Annotated in this window: 17 protein-coding genes and 1 pseudogene; 9 read left to right on the top strand and 9 right to left on the bottom strand. The window is 74.1% G+C overall.

Features of this window, described 5'->3' with window-relative positions; translation table 11 throughout:
- Positions 1 to 69 precede the first annotated feature (69 nt).
- The gene (locus tag IE330_RS06555; RefSeq protein WP_190134893.1) at positions 70 to 720 is read right to left on the bottom strand and encodes a TetR/AcrR family transcriptional regulator C-terminal domain-containing protein; all 651 of its coding nucleotides are present in this window, start codon (positions 718 to 720) and stop codon (positions 70 to 72) included.
- Positions 721 to 752: 32 nt separating this feature from the next.
- Between IE330_RS06555 and IE330_RS06550 the strand changes: the two genes are divergently transcribed.
- From IE330_RS06550 to IE330_RS06540, 3 genes are all read left to right on the top strand, one after another.
- Positions 753 to 2216 (top strand): FAD-dependent monooxygenase, encoded by a 1464-nt coding sequence (locus IE330_RS06550; RefSeq protein ID WP_268257269.1) that lies wholly within the window; start codon positions 753 to 755, stop codon positions 2214 to 2216.
- Positions 2213 to 2776: a MarR family winged helix-turn-helix transcriptional regulator gene (locus IE330_RS06545; RefSeq protein ID WP_190134891.1), complete on the top strand. Its 564-nt coding sequence runs from the start codon at positions 2213 to 2215 to the stop codon at positions 2774 to 2776. Before IE330_RS06550 ends, IE330_RS06545 begins: the two co-directional genes overlap by 4 nt.
- 92 nt (positions 2777 to 2868) lie before the next feature.
- Positions 2869 to 3831, top strand: coding sequence for a L,D-transpeptidase family protein (locus IE330_RS06540; RefSeq protein WP_190134890.1), 963 nt, complete (start codon positions 2869 to 2871; stop codon positions 3829 to 3831).
- 1120 nt (positions 3832 to 4951) lie between these two features.
- On the opposite strand, the gene IE330_RS39620 is transcribed toward IE330_RS06540, so the two are convergent.
- The 4 genes from IE330_RS39620 to IE330_RS06520 form a co-directional block, all read right to left on the bottom strand.
- Entirely contained in the window at positions 4952 to 6289 is a 1338-nt protein-coding gene (locus tag IE330_RS39620) for a hypothetical protein (protein WP_190134889.1), read from the bottom strand.
- Positions 6289 to 6960: an RNA polymerase sigma factor gene (locus IE330_RS06530; RefSeq protein ID WP_190134888.1), complete on the bottom strand. Its 672-nt coding sequence runs from the start codon at positions 6958 to 6960 to the stop codon at positions 6289 to 6291. Before IE330_RS06530 ends, IE330_RS39620 begins: the two co-directional genes overlap by 1 nt.
- Positions 6961 to 7338: 378 nt before the next feature.
- On the bottom strand, positions 7339 to 7980 hold the full coding sequence (locus IE330_RS06525; RefSeq protein WP_190134887.1) for a hypothetical protein: 642 nt from the start codon (positions 7978 to 7980) through the stop codon (positions 7339 to 7341).
- A 353-nt stretch (positions 7981 to 8333) separates the two neighbouring features.
- Complete coding sequence (locus tag IE330_RS06520; RefSeq protein WP_190134886.1) at positions 8334 to 9173, bottom strand: hypothetical protein; 840 nt, start codon at positions 9171 to 9173, stop codon at positions 8334 to 8336.
- 292 nt (positions 9174 to 9465) lie between these two features.
- On the opposite strand from IE330_RS06520, the gene IE330_RS06515 reads away from it, so the two are divergent.
- On the top strand, positions 9466 to 10878 hold the full coding sequence (locus tag IE330_RS06515) for an FG-GAP-like repeat-containing protein (protein ID WP_190134885.1): 1413 nt from the start codon (positions 9466 to 9468) through the stop codon (positions 10876 to 10878).
- Between the two features lie 720 nt (positions 10879 to 11598).
- Here the strand turns inward: IE330_RS06515 and IE330_RS06510 are convergent.
- From IE330_RS06510 to IE330_RS06495, 4 genes are all read right to left on the bottom strand, one after another.
- The gene (locus IE330_RS06510; RefSeq protein WP_190134884.1) at positions 11599 to 12144 is read right to left on the bottom strand and encodes a hypothetical protein; all 546 of its coding nucleotides are present in this window, start codon (positions 12142 to 12144) and stop codon (positions 11599 to 11601) included.
- Between the two features lie 131 nt (positions 12145 to 12275).
- The gene (locus IE330_RS06505; RefSeq protein WP_190134883.1) at positions 12276 to 12779 is read right to left on the bottom strand and encodes a hypothetical protein; all 504 of its coding nucleotides are present in this window, start codon (positions 12777 to 12779) and stop codon (positions 12276 to 12278) included.
- Positions 12780 to 12841: 62 nt separating this feature from the next.
- A complete protein-coding gene (locus IE330_RS06500; protein ID WP_229925429.1) occupies positions 12842 to 13741 on the bottom strand; it encodes a DUF4328 domain-containing protein in 900 nt (299 codons plus the stop codon).
- A 209-nt stretch (positions 13742 to 13950) separates the two neighbouring features.
- On the bottom strand, positions 13951 to 15909 hold the full coding sequence (locus IE330_RS06495) for a beta-N-acetylhexosaminidase (protein ID WP_229925428.1): 1959 nt from the start codon (positions 15907 to 15909) through the stop codon (positions 13951 to 13953).
- A gap of 1901 nt (positions 15910 to 17810) precedes the next feature.
- On the opposite strand from IE330_RS06495, the pseudogene IE330_RS06490 reads away from it, so the two are divergent.
- The 5 genes and pseudogenes from IE330_RS06490 to IE330_RS06470 form a co-directional block, all read left to right on the top strand.
- Positions 17811 to 18287, top strand: a pseudogene (locus IE330_RS06490) (2-oxo-4-hydroxy-4-carboxy-5-ureidoimidazoline decarboxylase); the annotation flags it as partial.
- Between the two features lie 298 nt (positions 18288 to 18585).
- On the top strand, positions 18586 to 18966 hold the full coding sequence (gene sdhC, locus IE330_RS06485) for a succinate dehydrogenase, cytochrome b556 subunit (RefSeq protein ID WP_078868512.1): 381 nt from the start codon (positions 18586 to 18588) through the stop codon (positions 18964 to 18966).
- Positions 18967 to 18974: 8 nt separating this feature from the next.
- A complete protein-coding gene (locus tag IE330_RS06480; protein WP_190134882.1) occupies positions 18975 to 19457 on the top strand; it encodes a succinate dehydrogenase hydrophobic membrane anchor subunit in 483 nt (160 codons plus the stop codon).
- Positions 19458 to 19473: 16 nt separating this feature from the next.
- The gene (gene sdhA, locus IE330_RS06475) at positions 19474 to 21228 is read left to right on the top strand and encodes a succinate dehydrogenase flavoprotein subunit (RefSeq protein ID WP_190134881.1); all 1755 of its coding nucleotides are present in this window, start codon (positions 19474 to 19476) and stop codon (positions 21226 to 21228) included.
- Positions 21228 to 21992, top strand: a complete 765-nt coding sequence (locus IE330_RS06470) for a succinate dehydrogenase iron-sulfur subunit (protein ID WP_190134880.1) — start codon at positions 21228 to 21230, stop codon at positions 21990 to 21992. The genes sdhA and IE330_RS06470 overlap by 1 nt, the downstream gene beginning before the upstream one ends.
- Positions 21993 to 22005 lie beyond the last annotated feature (13 nt).

Below are 22005 nucleotides of genomic sequence, written 5' to 3'. Positions count from 1 at the left end.
GATCTCATGGGCCGCACGATAGACAACGGCGGGCGCGCGCGGCGCGAGTTCCGTGATCCAGTACGCCCCTCACGCCCCCGGGGCGCCGCGCAGGGTCGCACCGATGCCCGCCATCACCGCCGCGAGCCCCGCCTCGAAGCCCTGGTCGTAGGAGCGGAACAGCTCGTCGCCCGCCGCCGCGGCCAGGGGGAAGTCCTTCAGCCGCTCGGCCCGGGCCGCCAGGTCGTAGCCCCCCTCGTCCTCGTCCGGGCGCGGCCCCATGGCCTGCTCCTCGATGACGTGGCCGATGGTGTAGCTGTACGCCGTCAGCCAGGCGCGGGCCGCCGCGCCCGGGGTGAAGCCCGCCGAGGTGAGGCGGCGGAGCCAGTCCTCCATCGGCGCGGCGTACGACGTGTCCGTGAAGCGCGTACCGCTGTAGACCTTCGCGCCGTCGCGGTAGCGCAGCAGGTGGCGGCGGAGGGTGCGCATGGCGGAGGTGAGCGCGGCCTCCCAGCCGTCGTCCGGGATGTCCCCCAGGTCCGCCGTCATGCGGCGCAGCATCTCCGTGGCCATCTCGTCGAGCAGGGCCTGCTTGTCCTTGAAGTGCCAGTACAGCGCCGGGGCCTTGACGTCCAGCTCCTTGGCGATGGCGCGCAGGGTCAGGCCGTCGAGGCCGGTCTCGTTCAGCAGGTCCAGGGCGACGCGCGCCACCCGGACGCGGTCGAGTCGTGTCGTAGCCACCTTGACAATTTAACACCGTTAAGCGCAGCCTCATGGATATGGAATTTAACGACGTTAAGGAAACGCCCGTGCTCGTCGTGGGCGCGGGCCCCACCGGCCTGACCCTGGCCTGCGACCTCGCCCGGCGCGGGGTGCCCGCGCTCGTCGTCGAGCGCGCGCCCCGGTTGTTCCCCGGCTCGCGCGGCAAGGGCCTCCAGCCGCGCACGCTGGAGGTCTTCGACGACCTGGGGGTCGTGGACGCCGTCCTGAAGGCGGGCGGGCCCGCGCCCGTCGGCATGGTGTGGGCCGGGGGCGTCCGGCAGGGCGAGCACCGCATGTTCGACGAGCCCGAGGCCACGGACTCCGCGCCCTACGCCGGCCCGTGGCTGGTGCCGCAGTGGCGCACCCAGGAGATCCTGTACGCGCGTCTGCTGGAGCTCGGCGGCTCGGTCGCCTTCGGCACGGAGGTGACGGGGCTCGACCAGGACGCCGACGGGGTCACGGCACGCCTCGCGGACGGCCGCACGGTCCGGGCCGCCTACGCCGTCGCCGCGGACGGGGGCCGCTCCGCCGTGCGCCGGACCCTGGGCATCGGCATGGCGGGCGAGACCGTCGACCCGCGGCCGGTCCTGGTCGCCGACATCCGCGTCCGCGGGGCCGCGCTCGACCGGGACAACTGGCACATGTTCCCGCCCTCGGCGGACGGCTCCACGGGCTTCACCGCGATCTGCCCGCTGCCGGGCACGCCCGACTTCCAGCTCACCGCCCAGTTCACGGACGGCGCCCCGCTGGACACCTCCCCCGGCGGGGTGCGCGAGGCCGTCGCCGCCCGCACCCACCTGGCCGCCGCCGACGTCACCGAGGTGCGCTGGGCCTCCGACTTCCGACCGCGCGCCGCGCTGGCGGACCGCTTCCGGGCCGGGCGCGTCCTCCTCGCGGGCGACGCGGCCCACGTGCACTCGCCCGCGGGCGGCCAGGGCCTGAACACCAGCGTGCAGGACGCGTACAACCTGGGCTGGAAGCTCGGCCTCGCCCTGCGGCACGGCGCCCCCGACGCCCTGCTCGACACGTACGAGGAGGAGCGGCTGCCCACCGCCGCGCGCATGCTGGACCTCTCCACCCGCATCCACCGCGGCCAGGCCCGCCGGGGCGCCGCCACGCGTCAACTCGGCCTGGAGTACCGCGACTCGACCCTGTCCGCGGACACCCGGCCCCCCGGGGACGGGCTGCGCGCGGGCGACCGCGCCCCGGACGGCCGCCTCGGCACCGGGCGCGCCTTCGACGCCTTCCGGGGGCCGCACTTCACGCTGCTCGCCGTGGGTGGTGGGCTGGGTGAACTGCCCGCGCTGCGCGCCGACTTGGTCCGTACGTGCCACGCGGACCGCCTGGACGCGTACGGGGACGGCCTCTTCCTCGTCCGCCCGGACGGGTACGTGGGCTGGGCCGGGCGGGACGGAAGAAGTCTCCAGAACTATTTGACCTCAACCAAGCTTGAGGTCCTACGTTCGAGGACATGACGAACACCACGAACACCACGAACACCACGAGCCCTGCAAGCGCCGCGAACACCACGAGCCCCGCAGGCGCCGCGAACGCCACGAAGCCGCCCTTCGTCCCCTCCCACAGCGACGCCGAGCTGGTCAACCAGCCCGTCGGCTACTGGAGTTCCGCCGCCGGGCAGGCCGTGGTGCACCACATCCGCACCATGCTCGCCGAGGAGGGCCTCACCCAGCCCCAGTGGTGGGTCCTCAACCAGGTCCCCGCCGACGGCTCCGCCCGCGACCGCGCGGCCGTGGTCGGCGTCCTGCGCGGCTACCTGGAGTTCGGCGAGGGCGGCATCGAGCACAACATCGACGCCCTGCTGCGCCGGAAGCTGCTCACCCAGGAGACCGAGGGCGGCGTACGGAAGCTGCGGCTCACGGACGCGGGCAGTGACCTGCGCACGCGCGTCGCGGAGCGCCAGGCCCACACCCGGGCGGAGATCCACGAGGGCATCGACGACGCCGAGTACGTACGGGCGCTGAAGGTCCTCCAACGCATGATCTACAACGTCGGCGGGACGGCCTGGCACCACTGAGCCCGGCGCGGGGCGTGGTTCACAATCCCGCGCCCGTGGGAAACACTTCGTGGGTCGGCCGTCGCAGTGACACGAAGTGACATGGGGGATCCATGAGTAGGGGTGCGATAGCCAAGGGGCGCGCGGCGGCGGGGGCCGCCGTCGCGCTGGCGCTGGCCTGCGGGTGCACGGCGCAGGCCGTCGACCGGGCGGGCGGGGACGACCGGAAGGCGTCGCCACCGACGGCCCGCGCCGAGCGGGACGACTCCCCGCCCACGCCCCGTTCCTCGCCCACGCCGAAGGTCAAGTCGCCTGTCTCGCGGGCGGAGTTGCCGCAGTCGGAGGCGCCCGCGCCACGGTCCGCGCCGTCGGAGCCCACGCAGCCGCCGGAGCCCGCGCCCGTGCGCCCCCGGGCGACGCAGCCGCCGCCCCCTCCCCCGCCCGGGCCGGTGCTCATGGAGCAGGGCGAGCGGGGCGCGAAGGTGCGGGAGCTCCAGGCCCGGCTGCGCCAGCTCGGCTGGTTCCGCCAGTATCCGACGGGCACGTACGGCCCGGTGACCGCGGCCGCCGTCGCGGGCTTCCAGGCCAAGCGGGGGCTGGCCCGGACCGGTGAGACGGACACCCGCACCTGGAACCGGCTGCTGCGGATGACGCGCGAGCCGAGCCGCTACGAGCTGTACCCGGACGGCGGCATGCCGCCCGCCGCGCCCGACCGGCGCTGTCTGACCGGGCGTGTGCTGTGCATCAGCAAGGAGAGCCGCACGCTGACGTGGATGGTCGACGGCAAGGCGCTGTCCACGATGGACGTGCGCTTCGGCTCGGAGTACACGCCGACGCGCGAGGGCGAGTTCCAGGTCTTCTGGAAGTCCCGGCACCACGTCTCGACGCTGTACGACACGCCGATGCCGTACGCCATGTTCTTCAGCGGCGGCCAGGCCGTGCACTACTCGTCCGACTTCGCGGCGCGGGGGTACGGCGGGGCGTCGCACGGGTGCGTGAACGTGCGGGACGAGAAGGGGATCGCGCGGCTGTTCCGGCAGGTGCGGGACGGGGACCGGGTGGTGATCTACCGGTAGCGGTGGCGGTGTCCGCCCCCTCGCGCGGGGGGCGCGCCGCGTTGTTCCTCTGCTTGGGGGTCGCTCTGCTTGAGGGCGCGGGCGGGATCGGGGGAACGAATCCCGCCCGCGCCAATGGCACGGAGCCGTAGGTACGGGGGGAACCCCGGCTCGTGCGCGGGCCGATGACCAGTCGGCTCATTACGTACTGCGCCGGGAGGTCGGAAAGTGTCACAGCCACGGGGTGCGGCGTGGCTCACACCTCGCGGTGCGCCCCAGGCCCACCCCTCCCCGAACCATGGGCCGCCGCCCCTGGACCCCGCCCCACCCACCTGGGGCTCCGCCCCTCTCCCCCTTCATCGCCGCTCCGCGCCTCGTCCTCAAACGCCGGACGGGCTGAAATCGACTCGCCTCTGCCCCCGGACTGCCCTGTCGGCGCTCCGCGCCTTGTCCTCAAACGCCGGACAGGCTGGAAGTCCCCGGACCCGCCGTCGTCGACCGCCCGTCCGCCCGTCAGCCGACGACGGCGACCGCCGGACGCATCCAGCCCGTCCGGCGCTTGAGGAGGAGGCCGCAGGCCGATGGGGGACCTCCGCCGCGGAGCGGTGGGTCACCGGCAGCCGAGGACGGCGGGACGCGGGCACTCCCAGCTCGTCCGGCGCTTGAGGACGAGGCCGCCAGGCCGATGGGGGACCTCCCGCCGCGGAGCGGTGGGTCACCGGCAGCCGACGGCGGCGGGAGGCGGGCACTCCCAGCCCGTCCGGCGCTTGAGGACGAGGCCGTCAGGCCGATGGAAGGGCGGGTGGGTGGGGGAACATCCGTCGCGGAGCGGTGGATCACCCGCAGCCGACGACGGCGAGACGCGGGCACTCCCAGCCCGTCCGGCGCTTGAGGACGAGGCCGCCAGGCCGATCACGCCCGCAGGTGACAGCGGTGGGACGCGGGACAAATCCAGCCCGTCCGGCGTTTGAGGACGAGGCCGCCAGGCCGATCAAAGGGGCGGGCGGGCGGGGGGACATCCACTGCGGAGCGGTGGATCACCGGTAGGCGGCGACGGCGGGACGCGGGCGCTCTCAGCCCGTCCGGCGATTGAGGACGAGGGGCGGAGCGCCGGTGAAGGGCGGGTGGGTGGGGGCAGGGTTCAGCGGAGCGGTTGGGCCGTGTAGGTCGGGGTCGGCCGGGGGCGGTGCGGCAGCATGATCGGAGGGCCCGGGCGGCCACCACCGCCCGCGTGCTGCCCCCCACCGGGCAGGTGCCCGCCACCATGGCCACCGCCATGCCCGCCGCCAGGGCCACCGCCAGGACCACCACCGTGGCCACCGTCCTCCTCGCCCCGACCGCCGCCGCTGCCGTTACCCCCGCCGTTCCCGTTGCCCTTGCCGCCCCCGTTGCCCTTGCCGCCCCCGTCGCCCTTGCCACCCCCGTTGCCCTTGCCACCCCCGGCCCCCTTGCCGCCCCCGGCCCCCTTGCCCCCGCCCTGAGGATCACCCTGGCCGCCGCCGTTCAGGACCCGCTCGCAGAACGCCCGTACGCGGCCGGAGCCGCGCGCCGCCTCCTCCAGGTGGCGGCGCTTGTCACCGCCCAGGGAGCCGCTGCGGTAGTCACGGCAGGCCGACACCACGTGCTCGTACCACTTGCGGCCGCCCTTCGCGCCGGCCTCGCCGGAGCCGGTCCCGGGGCCCTTGCCGGGCGTGCCCGAGGTGCCCTCGTCGCGGTCGGTGTCCGTGCCGCCGGAGCGGTCCCGGTCCTCGGGCTCGTCGGAGGCGTCCGGCTCGGCGGTCTTCTCCCGGTCGAGGTGGTTGCCCTCGTCGGGCAGGTCGTCCGGCGGGGCGGGGGCCTCGGTCGACGGGGAGCGCAGCGGACGCTCCGGCGTCTCCACCGGGGAGGCGCTGGTCGCGGGCTCCCGCTCGGACTCCTGGAACGGCGAGGGGATCACGCCGGTCCCGGCCGCCACCGCGACACCGCCGGCCATGCAGGCCGCGAGGGCCGCCGCGGCCCCGAACCGTACCGGGCGGCCCCACCGTACGGGCCGGGGCGTCCGGGCCGGCCCCCCGATCCGTACGGGCGGCTCACCCCCGGAACCGGAACCGGAACCGGGACCGGGGGCGGCACCCGCCACACCACCCGGGGCGGCACCGGCCGCGGCGCCCGGAGCAGCCCCGGACGCGGAGCCGGACGCGGCATCGGACACGGAGCCGGACGCGGCACCGGCGGCCGTGCCGGGAGCCGCCCCCGGGGTCTCGGACGCCCACGTCCGCCCCTCGCGCGCCGCCCGGAACGCGGCCAACGCGCCGCTCTCGCCAGGGAGTTCACCGTCCTCGCCGGTCTTCGCGGGCTTGCCCGCGGACAGCGCCGCGAGGGCCTCGGCCAGCCGTTCGGCCCGTTCGCGGTCGTGATCGCCGATACCGTCGAGCCGCTCTCCGCGCAGCAAACGCTCCGCCGCGGCACGGTTCAGCCACTTGTCCTGCTCGTCGGCCATCACATGTCCTTCTGCGTCCGCGTACGCGAATGCGTCACACAGGGGGACGGGGGTACCACGCGTCCGTGCGGGTCGGGCTGCGGGGGGACGGCGCCGAGGCCGCGCGCCCGCGCCGCCTCGTCGGCGCCCATCAGTTCGGCGAGCCGTTTGAGCCCGCGGTGCGCCGCGGTCCGCACCGCTCCGGGGCGCTTGCCGAGCGTCTTCGCGGCGCTCTTCGCGTCGAGGCCGACGACGACGCGCAGCACCACGGCCTCCGCCTGGTCCTGCGGGAGCTGGGCGATCAGCGCGAGCGCGGCGTCGGTCGCGAGGGACTCCATGGCCTCGCCCGCGGTGTCCGCCTCGGCGGGCCTGCCGGTCAGCTCGGTCTCGTCGCCGCCCACCGCGGGGCGGCGGCCGCGCATGCGGATGTGGTCGAGGGCCCGGTTGCGCGCGATGCGCGCCGCCCAGCCGCGGAAGCGGTCGGCGTCCCCGTCGAACCGGTCGAGGTCGCGGGCTATCTGCAGCCACGCCTCGGACGCCACGTCCTCGGCGTCGAGATCGCCGACGAGCGTACGTACGTAGCCGAGCAGCCGCGGGTGCACCGCGCGGTACACAGTCCGGAACGCGGTCTCGTCCCCGGCCTGCGCCGCGAGCACGGCGGCGGTCAGCTCGGCGTCGTCCTCCCCCTGCACTGCGGGCCCCTCTGCGCCTGGCAGGCGCGGCTCTCACGGGTCACTGGCGCGCCGTCCGCCGCTCGCGGTCCGCCCGGAAGCGGGCCCGCGATGGTGGGTCGCGACACGGCGCGAACCTGCACGCTACGGCGTGAAAGCGGTGCACGTCCATGTTCGTACAACGTGCAACTAGCGGGTGACCCAGGGGGGTGTGACAGAAAACGCACGCGCGGCGCAGTAGGGAGTACGGACCGCCACGCGGTTCGTGCCGTGTGACGGCCGGGGCCTCTCCTGTGGGGGGTGGCGGCCCCGGCCGCTCACCCGTCGCCCCCGCCCGATGTGCGGCGATGCGCGGCGATGCCGGACGCCGACCGCGTCCGTGACCGACCGCGCGACGGACTAGGCACCGCCGCAGGGCTTCACCGAATCCAGGAGAACCTTGTGGCGCAGCTTGACCTGGAGGATGGAGACGTCCGTAACCGGCTCCGGCGGGGCCGGATAGGCATCGGCCGGCTGCACCCAGCGCGTCAGTTCATCCAGAGTGCGCTTCCACCGCCGCCCCCCACTGTCATTGAAGTAGATGGAATCGACCTTGAAGTACTGATCCAGATGGATCGCCGCACCGCGGGGAATCCTTCTGTTCGCTTTCGCCGTGGGGTCGACGGTCATGTCCCGGCTGCGCAGAACGATTCCCGAGCAAGGCGGAACGCTCCCGAGCCAGAGAATCAACTGGCTGCTCTGCCTGTGCGGCTCAGCGCCTTTCTGTTTCTTCCACTCGACATCAGCCAGAATCATCACGTGCACGCGTGAGATCGGGTCCGCCGACCGGTTGACGAGGTAGTAGCGACGACTCGTCAGGTCGTCCTCGACATCGCTGTAGAAAGCCACTTTGGACGACTGGGAGCGCGTGGTTTCATCAGCGTCCTCCTGGGACTGTTTCAACTGGTCCTCGGCGGTCCGGGCGCTGTAGTAGGTGGCGATGCCGGTGACCACGATGCCGCCGACTGCCGCGACGCCCGCGAGGGCGGTCCCGGTCTGCACCCACCAGTTGAGGCGTCGCCACCGCCCGCGCTCCGCCGCCTGCGGCCGTGGATCAGGTCTCTCCCGTGCTCGCACCGCCCCAGGCCGGGGCCGTCGGCGTGCCAGCCGCAGCCTCACCCGCCGATCCGCACTGTTCCTCGCCACGGCCCCCCCTGTCTCCGGCCCTCCACACACCAGACACGCCCGGGGCCCGGTCAGTTCCCGTGAGAGGCAGGCCTTGCCGGAGGGGAATTTCTGGGGATCACTGGGGAATCGCCGGGGGTCGCTGGGGAATCGCCGGGGGTCGCTGGGGAATCACCGGGGAGCAATGTGGAATTGCGGGGGGGGATCGCCGTGGAACCGTTGGGGGACCGTCAGACCTCGAAAAGGTCGGCGCCGCCGGTCATGCCGTCGAACTCGCTCGCGTCGATGGTCTGCGCCGCGGGGGGCGCCTTCGCCACGACCGGCTCGTCGTAATCGGAGATCCGCAGGGTCATGCGCGCCCCGCGGGACTGCTCCACCTCCATCCCGACGAGGTACGGCTTGCCCTCCGCGGCGACGTACACCTTGGTCTCCGTGCCGTTCTGCTCCTCGACCAGGGGAATGACGTGCTCTCCGTAGCGCCACGTCGGGTCCTCGGCGCGGATCGTCGTCGTACCGGCCACCCCGTCGAGCCGCCCGAGCATCCCGTCCAGGTCGCAGGTGTCCGACGGCATCGTCCGTTCGCCCGACCCCGCGTCCCCCACGGGGAACTTCACGTACTTGCCGCGCAGCAGCCCGATGCGGCGGTCCATGTCCGCGGCGGCCCCGGGCCCGCGCGCCTCGGCCATCGACCGCAGCGCGTCGAGCGACGAGTCCTGGACGCGCATGTACACCGTGCGCCCCTCGACCATGATCATGTCGGCGCGCAGCAGGCCCCCCGCGATGGTGCCGGCGCAGTTGTGCTCCCGGTCGACGCGGAACGTCGCCTCCGTGCGCGCCCCGGTCCCGCCGACCCCCGGCCTCTTGGTCTCCACGGCCTTGATCCGCATGGACCGCGCCCCCTTGAGCAGGTCCAGGGTCTGCCGGGTGAGCTGCTGGCCGCGCGCCTCCGCCCGGGGCAGCTCCTTCGTGAACGTGCCGCCGCTCAGCCGCACCGGCCTCTCGCCGCCGCAGCCCGTCACGAGCGACGCCAGCGCACCGGCCGCGAGCACCGTGGCCGCGGCCCGCGTCAACCGGCGGCGACCGCCGCCCCGAGTCCCGCGCTGCGCCTTCAGCCCCACAGTTCCCACCGTTTCCGCCCCGCCCGCCCCGTCCGCGCCACCGCCGGACTTCTCATATGTTTCTCATGAACCCTGCGCACGGAACGGCGCTGTTGTCACATCCCCAGCGTGCGGTAAACATCACGCGCCTCCCTTAGCGATCGCGTACAACCCTCCGGTGCTCTCATCGGTCCAACGAACTCGTTGATTCACCGGGAGCTCCCCGCGAGCTCAGGAGTCCCGAAGTTCCGAAGGGGTGGGGGCCGTGGGCCTCAAGCACAAGGTGTGGCTCGCCGTGGGCGGCGTCGTCCTCGGCGGCACGGGGGCGATGGCGTACGCGGATACGGGCGCAGGCGCGAACGCGGGCACGGGCACCGTGGGGAAGGCCGCGGTCCTGGTGGCGGCGGTGCCCCGGGCGCACGCGGACCGGGGCGCCCTGACCGTCGTCCCCGGCGGCACCGGCGGCCCGGACGCGGCCGCGCGCAAGGCCCTCACGCAGTCGAGCCCGGGCGTCCCTGGCCTGGACGAGCCCGGCGACGCGTGGGCCGCGGCCACCGCCCTGGGCGACCTCAACGGCGACGGCCACCCCGACCTGGTCATCGGCGCGCCCGGCGAGGACGACACCTCCGGCCACCGGGACCGGGGCGCGGTCACGATGCTGTACGGCCCCGGCTTCACCTCGGGCGCCGACCTCCAGCTCTCCGAGGACTTCGCCTACTCCAACGCCCGCTTCGGTTCCGCCGTGGCGGCCGGGGACTTCAACAAGGACGGCAAGGACGACGTGTTCGCGGTGTCCACGGGCACCGGCGGGAGCTGGGCGGCCCGGTTCTCGACGGGCCACGAGGCGGCGGGCACCTTCCAGTCCGGCGAGCGGGCGATCGCGTACCCGTCCGCGACGTCCGGGGACTTCGACCACGACGGGTACGCCGACGTCGCCCTCACCTACCGCGACGCCGCGGGCCACGGCCGGCTCGTCTGGTTCAAGGGCACCCGCTCGGGCCTCGGCCGCGTCGGCCACCTCTCCGTCAAGGGCGGCCGCTCGGTCGCGGCGGGCGACGTCAACGGCGACGGCTACGACGACCTGGTCGTCGGCCAGCCCTACACCGCCGAGTCCGGCGCCCACGCGGGCGGCCAGGTCACCGTCGTGAACGGCGGCCCCGGCGGCCCGACCGGCGGGGCCCGGACCGTCCACCAGGCCACGGGCGGGGTGCCGGGCGCAGCCGAGGCGGGCGACGCGATGGGCTGGTCGGTGGCGGCGGCCGACGTCGACGGCGACGGCTGCGCGGACGTCCTCACCGGCGCGCCCGGCGAGGACATCACGCGCGCCGGCAAGGCCCGTACGGACGCGGGCACGTCGCTGCTCCTCAAGGGCTCACGATCGGGCCTGACCGGCGCCGGGGCCCTCGCCGTCAGCCAGGACGAGCCGGACGTCCCGGGCGTCACGGAGACCGGCGACCGGCTCGGCTCCTCCGTCGCGCTCGCCGACTTCGACGGCAACGGCCACCCGGACCTGGCGGTCGGCGCGGACGGCGAGGACCGGGGCGACGGCACGGTCCTGCACGTCGGCACCGACGCGGACGGCGCGGTGCTGCGGGCGAGCGGCACGTACTACGGGAAGGCACGGCTGGGCACCGCGGCGGGGGCACGCCTCGGGCAGGTGCTGGGGGCGGGGTCGTAGCGCGGCGGCTGCTGGGCACTGGGGCGGGGGCGCGCCTCAGGTAGGTGCCGCGTCGGGGGCGTAGCCGGGGGCCATGGCGGGCGACGCGCGCCGGTGGTGCGCTCCTTGTGCCGCCCGGCAGGGGTTCGCGCCGGGCGGCGTGCGCCGTACTTGCCGTACTGGGTGCCGCGCCGGGCCGTACTGGATGCCGTGCCGGGCGGTACTGCGCGCCGCCTTGGGTCGTACTGGTCGCCGCACCGGGCCGTACTAGATGCCGTGCCGGGCGGTACTGCGCGCCGCCTTGGGTCGTACTGGTCGCCGCACCGGGCCGTACTGGATGCCGCCCAGAGCCGTGCCGGGTGCTGCCCCGTGCCGTATTGAATCCCGCCCCGAGCCGTGCTGAGTGATCTGGGCATCGTGCTGAGTCCAGCTTGAGCTTGCGCCGCAGCCCGAGCCGTACACGCGCCGAGCCCGTGCCGTACGCGTACCGGACCCGAGTCGGACTCGTGCCGGGCCCACACCAAACTCGCACCCGACGCCCACCGAACCCGAGCCGGGCCCACACCGGCCCACACCACACCCCACACCACCCACCTCGCACCGCCCCGCGCCGGACTCCCACCAGGCCCGCGTCAGAGACCGTACGCGGCATCTCGCCCCGGGACAGACCCACCCAAGTTCGCCCCAGGGCAACCGCGGGCCCGCCCCGGTGGCCCCGGGCCGGGCGAGGCCCCCGCGTGCTCAGCCGTCCGTCGTCCTCGCCCGGCGTGACACCACCGCGCGCAGCACCCGGCGGCCCTCGGTGGAGACGCCGAGGGCCTGGCGCAGGCCGCCGCCGGGGCTGGAGCCGCCGAGCAGTTCGAGGACCCGTATCTGGCGGCGCAGCTCGGCGGTGACCAGCGGCGCGACCTCCTCGTCGGTGGTGTCGAGGAGGCGGTGCACCTGGAGCGCGGCGGCCGAGCAGCCGTCGGCCCAGGTCCGCAGCGCGGCGGCGGTGCGCTGGGCGGCCGCGGCGGCGAGCATGCGCCGGGCCAGCGCGGCGGCCTCCGCGCCGCCCCCCGTACGGTCGGGCCCCGGCTCACCGTCCGGCCCGGCGTCGAGGGTCCGCCGCACCACGGCGAGCGCGCCCTCCCAGCCCGTGCCGTCCGCGAGGCTCGCCCACAGCGGCCGCAGCACCTGCTCGTCGACGCCGTCGCCGAACAGCGGCACGCAGCGGTCGAGGCAGGCGAGCCCGCTGGCGGCGAGTCCCGTCTCGTCGGCCTGGGCGATCAGCTCCACCAAGCTCACCCGTGACTCATCTGGCTTCACGCCCTTACTGCGTCCGGCGGCCCGTTTCCGTCACTGCGGCCGAAAACCGCCGGGCCGCGCCGGTGGCGGTGCCGCTGGCCGGGCCGTAGGCCGTGTCCCCGCCCGCCCCGTCACTGCGGCAGTACCCCGAGCCGGTCCAGGAGCCGGAAGAAAAGCTGCTCGGCCGACGGCTCGGGGTCGGCGGTGAGCACGTCGAGCAGCGCCGCGGAGCGTGCGCGGCGGCCCGCCTCCGCGGCCCAGGCGACCGCGCGCTCGGCGGCGTCGCGGGGGTCGAGGAAGTAGTCCTCCAGCGTTAGCTCGTCGTCGGCCAGGTAGCGGGCCGTCGCGTCGCGGGCCAGGCACGTCGTCCACGCGCCGCTCTCCGGCGCGGCCGCCTCGACGATCACGCAGTCGCTGCCCATCACATAGCCGAAGAGGGCGGGCGCGCCGGTCTCCCCGGCGAGCGCGTTCATGTTCCCCACGTCGGTCGAGTCCTTGCTCGGGCACTCCCACACCTGCCACCCGTCGGGCCGCCGCTCCAGGAGCGCGAGCTCCTCGCGCACCCCGGCGAGCGCCGTGCACTCCCCCAGCGGCCGCTCGCTGCGGCCCACGACGTAGTACCCCCAGTAGCCCATGCTCCGCGCCCCCGCGACTCTCGTACGTCCGTCCTTGTGGGGGCCGCGGCCCCCTTTCTCCCCTAGGTGGCCCGCCCGTCCCCGTGCTCAAACGCCGCGCGCGGAAACGCCGGACCGGCGCCGGGCACCGGCACACCGGCGGGCCGTCCCGCCGCGGCGAGGGCCCGGGCCTTCGTGTCCTGCATGGTGGTGATGCGGTGCACCACCACGACGGCGAGGACGGCGGCCACGACGTCCAGGGCGTCCGCGACCATCATCCAGTGCACCCCGGTCACGTACTCCTGCACGGTCTCGGCATCCCTGTACAGCCTGCCCGCGGCCCGGCCGGCGAAGAAGCCGACGACCCACACCAGCCACCAGGCGTTGACGAGGGCGTGTGCCGGGCGCGGCTCCCGCGGGTCCCAGCCGACCGGGGCCAGCCGCTCGGCGACCTCGGGCCCGGGCACGCTGGCGTCCCAGATGTCGGAGGTGACGCGGCGCGGGATCCAGAGGTTGACGACGGGCACGAACCACCCGCCGAGCGCCCAGCCGCGCCCCTTGGTGTGCGCCTCGGGCACGAAGATCTCGGCGTTGACCCGCACCCGCCGGAACCACCAGAGGAAGACCACCGCGGTCAGTCCCAGGGCCACGAACTGCATGCCGCCCGCGAGGGCGTACCGGGAGTCGGCGTCCTCCACCTCCCGCTGGAACGCCTCGCCGTACTCCCCGGCGAGGGCGCGGTCCAGGATCCGCCGCTGCCCGAGCCCGGCCCACAGGGCCCACAGGTCGGTGGCGGCGACGACGCCGAGCAGCGCCATGGCCGCCCGCCCCAGCGCGACCGGCGACCGCAGCAGGTCCCCGGGGCGGGGACCTGCGACGACCCGCTTCGGCGCGGCGTCGGCCGCCACGGTCACGCACAGGCCGCACAGCCCCTCGGCGGTCGTCGCGTCTCTTGCCTGGCACTCCGCGCACGGCATGGCCATGGTTCCCCCCACATCGACAGGGCAGACCGGTCCCTGGTCCGGGACGGGCCTGCGAAAGGTCCGCCGCGCCGGCCCTCCCCGGGTCCCCCCGGCCCCCCGGACCCCCTCGGTCTCCACAGGGCTCCCGGGCCTCCCCGGCACTGCGTACGGTCACCGCAGGATACGTGCCGGTAATCGGACCGGCGTACGGCGGCCGCCCGGCGCGGGGTTCAGCCGTCCAGCCGTCCCGCGAGCCGCTCGAAGTCGGCCCACGAGCGCGACGGCTCGCGCGCGTCCCACAGCTTCTGGGCCGTCGCCCGCAGCGGCATGCGGATGCCGCGCGCCACCTGGTCCTGGGTCTGGGCCCCGGCGAGGTCGCACCAGACGGCGAAGCTGCCGCCGAGGATCCGGCCGTCGTACGCGGCGGGGACCGGGGTGGTGCCGCGCAGCACGCGCGGGGTCCACTGCTCGTAGATGCGCCGGCCGGTGGGGTAGGCGAAGTCGTTGGGCTCGCCGAGGACGTAGTAGAGGAACTCGTCGTTGTAGTTGAGGACGTCGCGGCCCTCGCGCAGGTACTCGACCGGGTCGCGGGCGCCGATCTCCTTGCCGGTCCAGTACGCGACCTCCAGGTCGGCGTCGGCCGCCACGGTGCCGCCCCGGAAGAAGCCGTCGTTCCAGGCCCGTACGTCCCGCGCCGGGCCGATCACCCGGGCGCGGTCGTTCAGCCACCGCGTCGCCAGGTCCTGGATGCTCGCGGCGGGGCCGAGGCGCTCGCGCGCGGCGGCGGCGAGACGCGGGTAGGAGGCCTCCGGGTCGCGGACCACGAGGGCCTGGTACTCGTCCGCGCCGATGTGCCAGCGCCCGCCGGGGAACAGTTCGGCGTACTCGCGCAGCAGCTCGTCCACGATCCGCGCCGCCTTCGGGTTCCCTATGTCGACGGCGCCCTGCGTCACCGCGCCCCGCGTGTCGCGCAGCCGCAGGTCGGGGTGGGCCTTGAGGACCGCGCCGAGGTGACCTGGCGAGTCGATCTCCGGTACGACGGTGATGTGGCGGCTCGCCGCGAGGTCCACGATGCGGCGCACCTGCGCCTTGGTGAGGTGGTCGGCGGAGACCACCTCGGGGTGCGACTCGGAGGCGATCCGGAACGCCTGGTCGTCGGAGAAGTGCAGGCCGAGCTCGTTGTACTTGAGGTCGCCGAGCTCCTCGATCCGCCGCTCGATCCAGTCGGCGGAGAAGTGCTTGCGGGCCATGTCCAGCATGAAGCCGCGCCGCGGTTTCGCGGGGGCGTCCCGTACGACGCCCTCGGGGACGGTGCCGTCGGCACGTACGGATTGCTTGAGGGTGCGGGTGCCGTGGAAGACGCCTGCTTGGGTGGGGGCGGTGATGCGCACGACCCGGTCCTTCACGACCAGGGTGTACGCCTCCGGGCCTTCGCCCGGACCCCGCGCCGCCTGTGCTGTCTGTGCCGCCTGTGCCGCCTGTGCCGTCTGTGCTGCCTGTGCCGTCTGTGCTGCCTGTGCCCCGCTGCCCATCCGGGCCGGGATCGGGCCGGTGTCGCCGGTGGCCGGGGCCGTGTCGCCGGTGGCTGGGCCCGCGTCCGCGGTGGCCGGGCCCGCGTCGCCGGTGACTGGGCCCGCGTCCGCGGCGGCTGGGCCCGTCTCCGTCGCCGTGATGGGGCCGCCGGTGGTGGGGCTCGTCCGTGTCGCCGCCCCAGGGCCGGTGATGGCCGGGCCCGTCTGCCCGCCGCCGCCCTCGCGGCCGCCCGTGCGGTCCGCCGTGCGGTCTCCGGTCAGGTCCAGTTGTACGTCGCCGCTGCGCGGGCGGGCCTCGCCCCCGTAGCGCAGCCGCAGCTCCCGGGCGAGCAGCTCGGCCTCGTCCCGCAGGCCGGGGTCGCCGACGACGACGCGGGCCTTGTCCTCGGGGTGCCAACCGGGGCCGCGGGCCGGGGTGTGCTCGCGTACGGCGGGGATGGTGGAGGGGGGCTTGGAGAGGGCGTACGTGGGGCTGCTGGGGGGCTTCGACCTGTCCTTGGGGTGGGGGGCGGTCGCCGCGGCGGTGGGCGATTTGCTGTCACCCCGCCCGCCCTCCCCCTGTCCGGCTCCGCCGGGTCCCGCCGGCCACAGGCCTATGGTCAGGGCGACGGCGCCCGCCGCGACCACGCCCCCGCCCACGAGGGCCGCCCGGGGCATCACCGCCCCTCACCCCCGCCGCGCTCTCCCGGCGCGGCCGAGGCCGCCCCTCGCCTCAACGCATCCACCCCTCCACGCTAAGCCCGCCCCTCCCCCACCGCACCGCGATCCCGCCGGCCCCTCCGGCCCGCCCGCACCCGCGCGGCGCCGCCCCTGTCGCGGCGGTCTCCCACCCGCCCACCCGTACCTGCCCCGGGCTCCGGCGGGGCCCCGCCGCACTGCGCCGCGGGCGGGACGGCACGCTCCCCGCCGCTACCGCGGCGGTGCTTCCCCGCCCACCCACCCATGACGGCCACGCCACCCGGCGGAGGCCCGGCGCGAAGCGCTGCCGCCGAGTGGCCCGTGGCCCGCCGCTACCGCGGCGGAACTTCCCACCCGCCCACCCACCCATGACGGCCATGCCAGCCAGCCGGGCCCCGGCGCAAAGCGCTGCCGCCGAGTGGCCCGATACCCGCCGCTACCGCGGCGGTGATTCCCACCCACCCACCCATGACGGCCACACCACCCAGCCGGGCCCCGGCGCGAAGCGCTGCGGCTGAGTGCCTCGGTACCCGCCGCTACCGCGGCGGTGATTCCCACCCACCCACCCGTGACGGCCACGCCACCCGGCGATACCCCGGCGCGAAGCGCTGCGGCTCAGTCCTGGAGTCACCGCCGCTACCGCGGCGAGGTCTCCACCACCACCCGTATCGCGGTCTCTGGCGCGGCCCCACCGCGCAGCACTGCGGGCGGGAGGACGGTCGCCTGTCCGCCGCTGCCGCGGGGACCGTGACGGCCACACCTCCCAGCTAAGCCCCGGCGCGAAGCGCTGCCACTGAGTGCCCCGGTGCCCGCCGCTACCGCGGCGGGGACTTCCCGCACCCGTACCTGCCCCGGCCTCCGGCACAGCCCCACCGTGCACCACTGCGCGCGGGCAGTCGGCTGTCCGCCGCTGCCGCGCCGGGCTACACCACCCAGCCAACCCCGGCGCGAAGCGCGCACCATGGGCCCCGCCGGGGTTCAGCCGTCGGGCAGTGGGGCCGCCCAGCCGCATCGCACCACGCCGGGACCACGCCGGGACCCCGCCCAGGAACAGGCGGGCGGAAACTACCGCGGCGACAGCGACGGCCACCCCGGCATCAAGCCGCAGCGCTCGGCGCCGGGCCTCGCCAAAAGCCCGCCCAGGCAGGGACGGGCAGGACGGATTACCACCGCGACAGCGGCGAACAGCGAACCACCCACCCGCAACGCTCCGCGTAAGGCCCCTACCGGGAGGTGCGCCCGCCACAGGTGGGCGGGCGGGAAACCCCGCCGCGGCGGCGGCGACTCGTTGCCTCAGCGGCAGCGCTGCACACCGGGGCCCGGCTGGCTGGCATGGCCGTCACGGGTGGGCGGGTGGGAAGGCACGCCGCGGTAGCGGCGCGCCACGGGTCACTCAGCGGCACCGCTCCGCGCCGAGGCCCCACCGGCAGGCTTGGCCGTCACGGGTGGGCGGGCGGGAAAGCACCACCGCGGCAGCGCCGGACACCCAGCCACCCACCCGCAGCGCCCCGCGCCCAAGCCCCACCGGCAGGCATGGCCGCCACGGGTGGGCGGGTGGGAAAGCACGCCGCGGTAGCGGCGGGCCACGGGCCACTCAGCGGCAGCGCTCCGCGCCCAGGCCCCACCGGCAAGTGTGGCCGCCACGGGTGGGCGGGTGGGAAAAAGACCTCACCCCAGGCAGGCGCAGCCCCCGCGTCACCCCCGCAAGGGCAAACTCCCCCATCCGGATGGTTCCGCCACGCCGATCCCCCGCAGCCCCCGGACACCACCCCGGGCCCCCCGCTACCGTTTCCCCCCGTCCACCCACCCGCACCGCCCTCCGCGAGGAGCCCCCGCTGCCGCCGCACCACGCCATACCGGCACCCCCACCGCGGAACCCCCTGCACCCGCCGGCCCCGGCCACTCCCCTGCACCACCTCAACGCCGCCCCGCCCGACGAGGCCCGCCGGGCCCTGGCCGGGTGCTGTGCGAGCAGGCACTGGGCGCGGCAGGTCGCCGCCCATCGGCCCTATCCGGACCTGGACGCCCTGCTCGCTGCCGCCGACGAGGCCGCGTACGACCTGACGCCCGCCGATCTCACCGAGGCCCTGGCCGCCGAGCCGCTGGAGCCGGTGCTGCCGCCGGGCAGCGCCTACTCCGCCGCGGCCACCGCCCTGCGCGCCGCGCACGCCGCGTACGAGAGCCGCTTCGGGCACGCCTTCGTGATCTGCCTGGCCGGCATCGCCCCTGGTGAGGCCCTCGACCACCTGCTCGCCTCGCTGCGCGACCGGCTCGGCAACGACCGGGAGGAGGAGCGGGCGGTGGCCGCGGACGAGCTGCGGCGCCTGGCCCGGGCCCGGCTGGTCCGGCTGGTGCGCCAGTGGCCGGAGGCGCACGCTCCGCTCCTGGAGGGACCGGAGGAACCGGAAGAGCCGGGCACGCCGGACGCGCCGGACGCGCCGGACGCGCCGGACGCGCCGGACGAGTCGCGTACATCACGCAGCGATAGCCCGTACGTACCAGTTTGATTGCCTGTTTGATCACACCCGCGGACCCCGGGCGAGGGAGCCGACAACTCGTCGATACGATGACGAGCGGCCGGTGGACCGTACCCGGCCGGGCTCGTCCGACAGAGAAGCCGGCCGGCCCCAATCCCCGCTCCCGGAGGGTTCTTCCGTGCCGGCTGGAACGCTGTACCGCGGCCGGGAAGGCATGTGGTCATGGGTGGCTCATCGAGTCACCGGTGTCCTCATCTTCTTCTTCCTGTTCGTACATGTCCTCGACACCGCTCTCGTCCGTGTCTCCCCCGAGGCGTACGACGAGGTCGTGGCGACCTACAAGACGCCGATCGTCGCGCTCCTCGAGTACGGCCTCGTCGCCGCCATCCTCTTCCACGCGCTCAACGGCCTGCGGGTCATCGCCGTCGACTTCTGGTCGAAGGGCCCGCGCTACCAGAAGCAGATGCTCTGGACCGTCGTGGGCGTCTGGGTCGTCCTGATGGTGGGCGCGCTGTACCCGGTCCTCGGCCACGCCGTCCGTGAACTCTTCGGGAGCTGAGGCCAGACATGTCCGACACCACGCTTGAGAAGTCCGGAGTGGGCCCCGTCGAGGGCGCCTCCCTCTACGACGCCGACAACCCGGCCCCCGTCATCGAGGCCCCGCGCAAGCGGACCGCGAAGACGCCGCGCTCCACCCGCGGCAACTTCGAGATGGCCGCGTGGCTGTTCATGCGCCTGTCCGGCGTCGTCCTCGTCGTCCTGGTCATCACCCACCTGCTGATCCAGCTCGTGCTGGACGGCGGTGTCTCGAAGATCGGCTTCGCCTTCGTCGCGGGCCGCTGGGCGTCCCCGTTCTGGCAGGTCTGGGACCTGCTGATGCTGTGGCTCGCGATGCTGCACGGCGCGAACGGCCTGCGGACGGTCATCAACGACTACGCCGAGCGCCCGAACACGCGTCTGTGGCTCAAGGGCCTGCTGTACACCGCCACGGTGTTCACCATCCTCCTGGGCACGCTGGTGATCTTCACCTTCGACCCGAACATCCGCTAGAGCCGAGGCGACCCCCGTGAAGATTCACAAGTACGACACCGTCATCGTCGGCGCGGGCGGCGCCGGCATGCGCGCCGCCATCGAGGCGACGAAGCGCAGCCGCACCGCCGTGCTCACCAAGCTGTACCCCACCCGCTCCCACACGGGCGCCGCGCAGGGCGGCATGGCCGCCGCGCTGGCGAACGTGGAGGAGGACAACTGGGAGTGGCACACCTTCGACACGATCAAGGGCGGTGACTACCTGGTCGACCAGGACGCCGCCGAGATCCTCGCGAAGGAGGCCATCGACGCGGTCCTCGACCTGGAGAAGATGGGCCTGCCGTTCAACCGGACCCCGGACGGCACCATCGACCAGCGCCGCTTCGGCGGGCACTCCCGCAACCACGGCGAGGCGCCGGTGCGCCGGTCCTGCTACGCGGCGGACCGCACGGGCCACATGATCCTCCAGACGCTGTACCAGAACTGCGTCAAGGAGGGCGTGGAGTTCTTCAACGAGTTCTACGTCCTGGACCAGCTCATCACCGAGGTCGACGGCGTCAAGAAGTCCGCCGGTGTGGTCGCGTACGAGCTGGCCACCGGCGAGATCCACGTGTTCCAGGCGAAGGCGGTCATCTACGCCTCCGGCGGCACCGGCAAGTTCTTCAAGGTGACGTCGAACGCGCACACCCTGACCGGTGACGGCCAGGCCGCCTGCTACCGGCGCGGCCTGCCGCTGGAGGACATGGAGTTCTTCCAGTTCCACCCGACCGGCATCTGGCGCATGGGCATCCTGCTCACGGAGGGCGCCCGCGGCGAGGGCGGCATCCTGCGCAACAAGGACGGCGAGCGCTTCATGGAGAAGTACGCGCCGGTGATGAAGGACCTGGCGTCGCGAGACGTCGTGTCCCGGTCCATCTACACGGAGATCCGCGAGGGCCGCGGCTGCGGCCCCGAGGGCGACCACGTCTACCTGGACCTGACCCACCTGCCGCCGGAGCAGCTCGACGCCAAGCTGCCGGACATCACCGAGTTCGCGCGGACGTACCTCGGCATCGAGCCGTACACGGACCCGATCCCGATCCAGCCGACCGCGCACTACGCCATGGGCGGCATCCCGACGAACGTCCAGGGCGAGGTGCTCGCCGACAACACGACCGTGGTCCCGGGCCTGTACGCCGCCGGCGAGGTCGCCTGCGTGTCGGTGCACGGCGCCAACCGCCTGGGCACCAACTCGTTGCTCGACATCAACGTCTTCGGCAAGCGCGCGGGCATCGCCGCCGCCGAGTACTCGGCCACGGCCGACTACGTCGAGCTGCCGGAGAACCCGGCCTCCTTCGTCCAGGAGCAGGTCGAGCGGCTGCGCAACTCCACCGGCAGCGAGCGCGTCTCGGTCCTCCGCAAGGAGCTCCAGGAGACGATGGACGCCAACGTCATGGTCTTCCGCACGGAGCAGACCATCAAGACGGCCGTCGAGAAGATCGCCGAGCTGCGCGAGCGGTACCAGAACGTCTCGGTCCAGGACAAGGGCAAGCGGTTCAACACCGACCTGCTGGAGGCCATCGAGCTGGGCAACCTGCTCGACCTCGCCGAGGTCATGGCCGTCTCGGCGCTGGCGCGCAAGGAGTCCCGCGGCGGTCACTACCGCGAGGACTACCCGAACCGCGACGACGTCAACTTCATGCGCCACACCATGGCGTACCGCGAGGTCGCCGACGACGGCAAGGACTCGATCCGCCTCGACTACAAGCCGGTCGTGCAGACCCGCTACCAGCCGATGGAGCGTAAGTACTGATGGCAACCCCGACGATGGACAAGGTCGCGGCGGACGACGCCGCCGCCGCGTCCCACCTCATCACCGTCACCTTCCGGATCCGCCGCTTCAATCCGGAGGTCTCGGCGGAGGCGACCTGGGAAGACTTCCAGCTCGAGATCGACCCCAAGGAGCGCGTCCTCGACGGCCTCCACAAGATCAAGTGGGAGCTGGACGGCTCGCTGACGTTCCGCCGCTCGTGCGCGCACGGCATCTGCGGCTCGGACGCCATGCGCATCAACGGCAAGAACCGCCTGGCCTGCAAGACCCTGATCAAGGACATCAACCCGGCCAAGCCCATCACGGTCGAGCCCATCAAGGGCCTGACGGTCCTGAAGGACCTGGTCGTGGACATGGAGCCGTTCTTCCAGGCCTACCGGGACGTCATGCCCTTCCTGGTGACGACCGGCAACGAGCCGACCCGGGAGCGCCTGCAGTCCGCCGAGGACCGCGAGCGCTTCGACGACACCACGAAGTGCATCCTGTGCGCCGCGTGCACGTCGTCCTGCCCGGTGTTCTGGAACGACGGCCAGTACTTCGGCCCGGCCGCGATCGTGAACGCGCACCGCTTCATCTTCGACAGCCGTGACGAGGCGGGCGAGCAGCGCCTGGAGATCCTCAACGACAAGGACGGCGTGTGGCGCTGCCGCACCACGTTCAACTGCACGGACGCCTGCCCCCGTGGCATCGAGGTCACGAAGGCGATCCAGGAGGTCAAGCGGGCGCTGATCACGCGCCGCTACTGATCCCGCACGCGTA

The organism is Streptomyces longispororuber (assembly GCF_014656095.1).
Lineage (GTDB): Bacteria > Actinomycetota > Actinomycetes > Streptomycetales > Streptomycetaceae > Streptomyces > Streptomyces longispororuber.
The sequence above is the reverse complement of the archived record's forward strand: the minus strand, read 5'-3'. Positions and strand labels throughout refer to the sequence as shown.

What these genes read in the sequence shown, in the direction of transcription:
- IE330_RS06550 (WP_268257269.1), top strand. Translation starts at nt 753, where the DNA reads ATGGATATGGAATTTAACGACGTTAAGGAAACGCCCGTGCTCGTCGTG.
- IE330_RS06545 (WP_190134891.1), top strand. Translation starts at nt 2,213, where the DNA reads ATGACGAACACCACGAACACCACGAACACCACGAGCCCTGCAAGCGCC.
- IE330_RS06540 (WP_190134890.1), top strand. Translation starts at nt 2,869, where the DNA reads ATGAGTAGGGGTGCGATAGCCAAGGGGCGCGCGGCGGCGGGGGCCGCC.
- IE330_RS39620 (WP_190134889.1), bottom strand. Translation starts at nt 6,289, where the DNA reads ATGGCCGACGAGCAGGACAAGTGGCTGAACCGTGCCGCGGCGGAGCGT.
- IE330_RS06505 (WP_190134883.1), bottom strand. Translation starts at nt 12,779, where the DNA reads ATGGGCTACTGGGGGTACTACGTCGTGGGCCGCAGCGAGCGGCCGCTG.
- IE330_RS06500 (WP_229925429.1), bottom strand. Translation starts at nt 13,741, where the DNA reads ATGGCCATGCCGTGCGCGGAGTGCCAGGCAAGAGACGCGACGACCGCC.
- IE330_RS06495 (WP_229925428.1), bottom strand. Translation starts at nt 15,909, where the DNA reads ATGCCCCGGGCGGCCCTCGTGGGCGGGGGCGTGGTCGCGGCGGGCGCC.
- IE330_RS06480 (WP_190134882.1), top strand. Translation starts at nt 18,975, where the DNA reads ATGTCCGACACCACGCTTGAGAAGTCCGGAGTGGGCCCCGTCGAGGGC.
- IE330_RS06470 (WP_190134880.1), top strand. Translation starts at nt 21,228, where the DNA reads ATGGCAACCCCGACGATGGACAAGGTCGCGGCGGACGACGCCGCCGCC.